Annotated in this window: 6 protein-coding genes; all 6 read left to right on the top strand. The window is 70.5% G+C overall.

Annotation, left to right across the window (positions count from 1 at the left end; all coding sequences use genetic code 11):
- Positions 1–1,227: DUF58 domain-containing protein (locus QM572_RS00125; RefSeq protein WP_415088742.1), on the top strand; the 1,227-nt coding region annotated here is incomplete at its 5' end.
- Positions 1,224–3,638, top strand: coding sequence for a transglutaminaseTgpA domain-containing protein (locus tag QM572_RS00120; protein ID WP_415088740.1), 2,415 nt, complete (start codon positions 1,224–1,226; stop codon positions 3,636–3,638). The genes QM572_RS00125 and QM572_RS00120, both read left to right, overlap by 4 nt.
- A 79-nt stretch (positions 3,639–3,717) precedes the next feature.
- A complete protein-coding gene (locus QM572_RS00115) occupies positions 3,718–3,960 on the top strand; it encodes a hypothetical protein (protein ID WP_415088738.1) in 243 nt (80 codons plus the stop codon).
- A 226-nt stretch (positions 3,961–4,186) separates the two neighbouring features.
- Positions 4,187–4,552: a hypothetical protein gene (locus QM572_RS00110; RefSeq protein ID WP_415088736.1), complete on the top strand. Its 366-nt coding sequence runs from the start codon at positions 4,187–4,189 to the stop codon at positions 4,550–4,552.
- A complete protein-coding gene (locus QM572_RS00105) occupies positions 4,549–4,737 on the top strand; it encodes a hypothetical protein (RefSeq protein WP_415088734.1) in 189 nt (62 codons plus the stop codon). The genes QM572_RS00110 and QM572_RS00105 overlap by 4 nt, the downstream gene beginning before the upstream one ends.
- A 32-nt stretch (positions 4,738–4,769) precedes the next feature.
- Complete coding sequence (locus tag QM572_RS00100) at positions 4,770–5,120, top strand: hypothetical protein (protein ID WP_415088731.1); 351 nt, start codon at positions 4,770–4,772, stop codon at positions 5,118–5,120.
- Positions 5,121–5,338 lie beyond the last annotated feature (218 nt).

Raw genomic sequence — 5,338 nt, 5'->3', positions numbered from 1 at the left:
CGGGCCGACGCGGTCGTGCTCGCCGGCCGGGCGCGGCTCGACACCCGCACCGCCGGATTGCAGCGCCGCTGGCGGGCGGGCACCGCGGTGGTGACCGGGGCGGCCTGGCTGCTGGCCCTCGCCGCCATGCTCGCGGCCGTCGGCGGCTTCACCCTGGGCTGGACCGAGCTGGTCGTCGGCGCGCTCTTCCTCGCGCTCCTCCTGCTGATCGCCCTGCCGTTCGTCCTCGGCGCGCACCAGCTCACCTCCGTCCTCGACCTCTCCCGCGACCGCGTGGTCGTGGGGGAGCGGGCCCACGGCGCGCTGGTCCTCACCAACGCCTCGGGCCGGCGCATCCTGCCCAGCGTGGTCGACCTCCCGGTCGGCCACGGCCGTGCCTCCTTCGAGCTGCCCTCCCTCGCCGCGGGCGCCCAGCACGAGGAGCTCTTCGCCATCCCCACGGCCCGTCGCGCGGTGCTTCCCGTGGGCCCGGTGACCTCGGTCCGGGCAGACCCGCTGTCCCTGCTCCGCCGCGAGCAGGACCTCACGGAGGAGGACATCCTCTACGTCCACCCGCGTACGACGCGGGTGGAGAGCTCCGCGGCGGGACTCATCCGTGACCTCGAGGGCAACAGCGTCCGCAAGCTGACCGAGTCCGACGTCGCCTTCCACGCCCTGCGGGACTACGTGCCGGGCGACGACCGCCGTCACATCCACTGGAAGACCAGTGCCCGCTCCGGCCGCCTGATGGTCCGTCAGTTCGAGGAGACCCGGCGCTCCCACATGCTGCTGGTGATCTCCTCGCGCGTCGACGACTACGCCGACGACGACGAGTTCGAGCTCGCGATCTCGATCGCCGGCTCGCTCGGCAACAAGGTCCTCGCCGACGGCCAGACGCTGAGCGCCGTCACCTCCGACCAGGTCCTGCGCGCCCGCACCAGCAGGCAGATGCTCGACCAGCTCTCGGGGGTGGAGTACGCCCGCTCCGCCGACCGGCTCTCGAGCGTCACGCGCGGCCTCGCGCCCGAGCACGCGGCGGCCAGCGTCGCCGTCCTGCTCGGCGGCACGCTCGCCGAGATCGCCGAGTTCCGCCGCGCGCGCCGCTACCTTGGCCCCGACGTCCGCGTCCTCGCGGTGCGCTGCGTCAGCGGCGAGGACTCGGTGGTCCGCCGCATGGGCGACCTGACCTTCGTGACCGTGCCCGACCTCGAGGAGCTCTCGACACTGCTGAGGAGGGCGTCGCTGTGAGCCACGCCGTGACCGACGAGCGCGCCGCCAGCCGCAGCCGGCTGTCGCGGACCGTCTCGGCCACCTCGCTGCGCGGCTCGCGCGACACGGGATCGCCCCTCGTCGTACTCCTCGACCTGGTCCTCGTCATCGGCCTCGGCCTGGTCGCGGCCTGGCCGTTCGGCGACGCGTGGGCCGGCCAGCGCTGGCTCGTCGCCGTCGGGGGAGGGCTGGTGCTCGGCGCGCTGGTCGCGCTCGCTGGCCACCTGCTGCGCCTGGGCCCCTGGGCGACCGCCCTGCTGCTCGCGCTCGGCTATCTCGTCGCCGGGCCGGGGCTCGCGGTGCCCGACGCCGCCACCTCCGGGATCGGTCCGAACGCGACGGCCATCCGGCAGTTGCTCCACGGCGCCGTCGAGTCCTGGCGCGACTCCCTGACCGCCCCCGTGCCGCTGGCCGACACCGAGGGGCTGCTCGTCGTCCCGCTCATCTGCGGCCTCGTGGCCGGACTCCTCGCGGGCGTCTTCCTGTGGCGCAGCCGCTGGCCCGCCCTGGCCGGCGTGGCGATCGCCGGGCTGTTCGTCGCGGCTGCCGCCTTCGGGGACATCGACGCCCAGCACGTCGTCCTGCGCGGCCTCGTCCTCGCGATCGCGCTCGTGGTGTGGCTGCGGATGCGCGCGCTGCGGCACATCAAGGCCCGGTGGGGCCGCCGCGTGCTCATGACGGCGGTCGTGGTCGGCATCGCGGCCGGCGCCGCCGGCATCGCCACCCCCGGCCTCACCGCCAACGCCGAGCGCCATGTGCTGCGCGACTACGTCGAGCCTCCCTTCAACCCGCAGGACTACCCGAGCCCGCTCTCGAAGTACCGCTCCTACGTCAACTCCGACACCGCCAAGAACAAGCAGATGTTCTCGGTGAAGGGACTGACCAAGGGGTCGCTGGTCCGGCTCGCGACGATGGACTACTACGACGGCATCGTCTGGAACGTCGCCGGCGGCCCCGACTCCGCCTCGGACTCCGGCACCTTCCGCCGGCTGCGGTCGGACGCCACCGCCGACTCCGACGCGACCGAGGTCGAGATCACGGTCCTCGACACCGACTACCACGACCCGTGGGTGCCGACCATCGGCGACACCGAGACGATCGAGGTCGAGGGGGACCCGGCCGCGACCGCCGGCCTGGTCTACAACTCCGAGACCGGCACCATGGCCAACCCGCGGCTGGTGGCCCCCGGCTCGACCTTCCTGCTGCACTCGGACGTGACCGAGCAGCCCAAGGCCGAGACCATCGCGCAGACCGAGGCCGACCACTCGGTCGACCTGCCCGACCCGAAGATGGTCCCGGAGGAGCTCGTCAATCGGGTCAAGCAGTGGCAGGGCAACGACGAGTTCGCCGGCGGCACCGAGGGAGCCTGGCTGCAGTTCCTCACGGCCGCCTTCAAGAACAAGGGCTTCTTCAGCGACGGCGACGGCAACGTCCCGGCCGGTCACGGCTACAGCCGGATCCAGCTCCTCACCAAGCTCAACACCCAGCCCATCGGCGACGACGAGCAGTACGCCGCCGCCATGGCGCTGGCCGCGCAGTCGATGCGCGGCCTTCCGGCCCGCGTCGTCATCGGGTTCCGGACGCCCTCGGACAGCACCACGTCGGAGGTCACGGTCCAGGGCAAGGACATGGCCGCCTGGGTGGAGGTCAAGCTGGACGACGTCGGCTGGGTCGCGTTCGACCCGACCCCGCCGGACCAGCAGATCCTCCAGCGGCCCAAGGAGGACCCCAACGACGACCCGCAGCCGCAGGTGCTGCAGCCGCCGCAGACGCCCGGCGAGCCCAAGGAGGCCGGCGCCAACCTCCAGCAGGGCGATGACAAGAAGTCGAAGTTCGACCTCTGGGCCCTCGTCGGCGACGCCCTCGCGGTCGCGGTCACGGCCGGCAAGGTCGCGCTGATCACCTCCCCGCTGTGGGGGATCCTGCTGATCAAGCGGATCCGCCGACGGCGGCGGCGCAAGGCGGCCGACCCGACCGCCCGGCTCAGCGGCGGCTGGAAGGAGGTCGCCGACCGGGCCCGCGACCTCGGCCTGAAGCTCCCCTACAGCAACACCCGTGCCGAGAACGGGCAGCTGCTCGCGGAGAGGTTCTCCTCGGACACGTCGGCGGTGCTCGCCGCGCGGGCCGACGAGCACGTCTTCGGCCCCGTCGCGCCCACCGACGACGAGGTGCGCGCCTACTGGACCGACGTCCGCGCGGAGGTGAGGCGGATGCGCAGGTCGCAGCCGCTCTGGCGCCGGCCGCTCGCCTGGTTCTCGCCCGCATCCATCCCGTGGGCCGACGTACGCCGTCGCCTCGCCGCCCGTCGCCGCCGGCTGTCCGGATGGATCTCACGCCCGTTCGCCCGCATGCTCGCTCCGCTGTCCCTCCGCACGAGGGGAAACCGATGACCGGCGTCATGGTGAACATCCCGGGCAGCGCCTTCAATCTGACGCCGCAGGAGCTGGCTGCGGTCAGGCAGTCGGCGACGTGAGCGACGTCGAGGCGGATGGCCGTCTCGGCTGGTTCGGCGGTTGCCCGACTTGTCGGGCTCGCTGGGCGGGCTCGGTCGCTGCCATCGTGCCGGGTGAGCCGAGGCTGCTGGGAGACTCGATCGCCGCCCAGGGGGAGATTCTTCTCTGTGGGGTGTGTGGGACGTACTGGCTGAACGACGGCTATCACCCGTGCACCATCTCGGCGGAGGAAGCGCAGCGGTACCTCGCCGATCTGTGACCAGATCGAACAGGCGAACGCAGCGCAGGTGGCGCAGGTGGCGCGGCCGCGGTCACCACGCGGTCTGTGGAGTGATGGGAGGATGCCATGACCATCCACTTCTCCCACAAACCCTTACGAGTTCCCTGGAGCGCTGCGCAACGAACTGAACTTTTTGATTGATAAGGGTCACGTCTTCGACAAGTCGTCGATGACGGCTGTCAAGGTCTGAGAGAGGATCGGTCGCATGACAGGGGACGCGCTTCAACCAGTGGACATTCTTCGAATCGTCCGCTCGCACTTCGCGCATCGTGTCTCGAACCTGATGATTGAGGAGGACGGCTCTGTTCGCTTCGTCGTATTCGACGCCTTCACCTGTGTCGGCGTGCGCGATGACTATGGCAGCGGGAGAAGTTGGGGCTTCGGACTGGTGCTCCCTGGAGGCGTCTCGTTGGTCGAACTTCTCGGCGAGCGGATCACGCTGCGAGAGAGGCCGGAGCAGGTCATTGCCGCGCTGACGCTGGTCGATCGCTATGTACGGCTTCGGTTGGGTGCTGAGTACGTCGAGGTCTTCGACGCCACCCATCTGCCGGTCGACCAGTCAGGCCTGTGACCTCGGACGTGACCCGGTCGTGGACGCTCGCTGGAGGCGGCAGTTTGTTCACCTACACCTGGCGCTGGCAGGCACGACGCCGAGAGGGCCGGTACGCGTGGCGTGCCGAGGAGGGGTTCGAGCTCCTTCGGAGCGATCCCGGAGCGTTCTACGACATCGCGCTCGCACACGACCCACACGGCTGAGCTGCGTCGGAGATCACAGGGATGGGGGCATCATGAACGGCCAGCCGCTCGAGGCGATCGACGTGGCGCGGTTGGTGCGGGAGCACTTCGGGCCCCGCGTCTCCCACCTGAGCCTGCGCGACGGCAGCGTCGTGTTCGTGCTGTACGACGCCTTCTCGGTCGCGGCGAATCCGGACGGCTACGGCACCGGGGGTCATTGGGGCTTCGGCATCTACCTGCCCAACCACATGACGCTCATCGAGCTCTTCGGTGAGAAGCTGACGATCAAGACCACCCGCGAGCAGATCGTCGCGGCCCTCACCCTGATCGACCGATATGCCCGGTTGCGCCTGGGCTCGGAGTACCTCGACGTCTTCGAGCTTTCGCACCCCGCCCCCGAGTAGGACCGGGTTCGAGGTTTGACCCGGGGCGCTCGCGCTCAAGATCAAGGGATGTCCGGACCAGCCCGGCCGCGCCGGAAGATCGTTGGATTAGGGGCGTGACGATGGGGAATGGTCCCCATTGTCCGAGGCGAAGGCTTGAGCGAGAGTCGGTCTCGGGGCCCGGTCTGCCGGGTCTGGGCACTCACCCACCACTCATCGCATCACCGATCAGAAGGAGG

The organism is Nocardioides sp. (assembly GCF_047607365.1).
Lineage (GTDB): Bacteria > Actinomycetota > Actinomycetes > Propionibacteriales > Nocardioidaceae > Nocardioides.
Note: the sequence above shows the minus strand (reverse complement) of the source record. Positions and strands in the feature narration are given on the sequence as shown.

Bases quoted from the DNA above. Each gene is read 5' to 3' on its own strand.
- QM572_RS00100 (WP_415088731.1), top strand. From the start codon at position 4,770: ATGAACGGCCAGCCGCTCGAGGCGATCGACGTGGCGCGGTTGGTGCGG.
- QM572_RS00110 (WP_415088736.1), top strand. From the start codon at position 4,187: ATGACAGGGGACGCGCTTCAACCAGTGGACATTCTTCGAATCGTCCGC.